This window comes from Corynebacterium sp. HMSC074A01 (genome assembly GCF_001831515.1).
In the GTDB taxonomy this organism is placed as follows: domain Bacteria; phylum Actinomycetota; class Actinomycetes; order Mycobacteriales; family Mycobacteriaceae; genus Corynebacterium.
In genome coordinates, this window is the sequence record NZ_KV825610.1 from 1 (window position 1) to 1498 (window position 1498).

Here is a 1498-nt window from a genome sequence, read left to right on the forward strand (position 1 = left end):
AGAAAATCATGATCACCACACCCAAGCCGACGAGTGGGTAGACTATCCAAGGCACATCAATGAGGTGTTCGAGTTGGGCGGTGAAAATCATAATGCCCAGTGCATTGACGAAACCCAGCATCACCGATCGGGGGATAAAACGCTGAAGTTTCGCCACACCGAGGGCACCGAGCACGATTTGTAGGACACCGCCCAACAGGACGGTGGCGATGAAATAATCCACCCCGTAACCACGTGCCACAGGAGCAATGACTAGGGCAATAGCCCCGGTGGCGCCGGTGGTCATTGCCGGGCGGCCACCGGTAAAGGCGATCGCAATGGCCATGACTACCGAGGAAAACAGACCCATGGCTGGGTCAACACCGGCAAGGATGGAAAAGGCAATGGCCTCAGGGATCAGCGCCAGGGATACCGCCAGTCCGGCCAGAATCTCTATACGGATACGGGCGGGGGAAGAAAATGCGTAACGGAAGGATGCGATGATCCCGGTAGGGGCATCAGCGCCGTCTGGACTCAGGAGGGGGCGGGGGGCCGCCGTGCTAGTTTCAGTCATAGATGTCCAATCTTTGAGGGGATAGGTAACTGGGCGAACGCCCGAAAGGAATCCAACCCTCTAGTAACTTTAGGTTTGGTGATGGTGGTCATGGTAGCGGGAGTTTTACTCAACCGCCAACCCAGGCACAGGAACCCGTGGGCAACATCACCGTGAAGGAGAACAGGCAATGCAAAACAGTAATTTCAAGATCGGCGAGGTCGTTGACCAGACGGGGTTGTCGATTCCCACCTTGCGTTATTATGACAACGTCGGCCTGATTACCCCATCGGGGCGTAGCCCTGGTGGGTTCAGGCTTTATAGTGAGGCTGATGTACGTCGTGTTTTGCTGGTGCGACGGATGAAACCGCTGGGGTTTACTCTGGATCAGATGCGGGAATTCCTGGAAGCTGCGGAGATTCTTCATAGTTCAGATGGCGGGCAGGACAGTGATACCGCACAGCAGGCACGGAGTAATGCCAAGGCCACCCTTGCCGACATTCGTGAGGAGACGCGCACCCGCTACGAAAAGCTACGCAAGCAAATTGCCTACGCTGAGGAATTCCTCGATCTGGTCAACACCCTGGCACCCTAAACTGCCCCCATCCTTCGCAGGGAGAAAAAGACCATCGTATTGAATGCGCTCTGTCGAATCGCGTTCCAGATGAAGTGGACGAACGCCCGCGGCCTCTCCGGAGTGGATGGCGATAGTACAGAGGACTTCTGAAATCCGTGCAGACGACTCCTCAAAACGACACAGTCATCCAAGGTCACAAAATCGAAAATTGTCACTTAACCCCATCACTTCCAAACCGGCTTAAGTGACAAAATGCCATCGCTAAAGTCCCGATTTGAGTCCCAGGACGTGCGCCTTAAGAGAAATAACTAAAGCCCCTACCAGTGTTTCTCCTGGTAGGGGCTTGGAAGTTGGTAGCGGGGGCAGGATTCGAACCTACGACCTCTGGG

2 protein-coding genes are annotated in these 1498 nt (G+C 54.9%); one reads left to right on the plus strand and one right to left on the minus strand.

The window, feature by feature from the left end; genetic code table 11:
• A partial coding sequence (locus tag HMPREF2550_RS03770) for a SulP family inorganic anion transporter (RefSeq protein ID WP_141760515.1) occupies window positions 1-553 on the minus strand: 553 nt, incomplete at its 3' end.
• A gap of 169 nt (window positions 554-722) precedes the next feature.
• On the opposite strand from HMPREF2550_RS03770, the gene HMPREF2550_RS03775 reads away from it, so the two are divergent.
• A complete protein-coding gene (locus HMPREF2550_RS03775) occupies window positions 723-1127 on the plus strand; it encodes a MerR family transcriptional regulator (RefSeq protein ID WP_005293770.1) in 405 nt (134 codons plus the stop codon).
• Window positions 1128-1498: the final 371 nt, after the last annotated feature.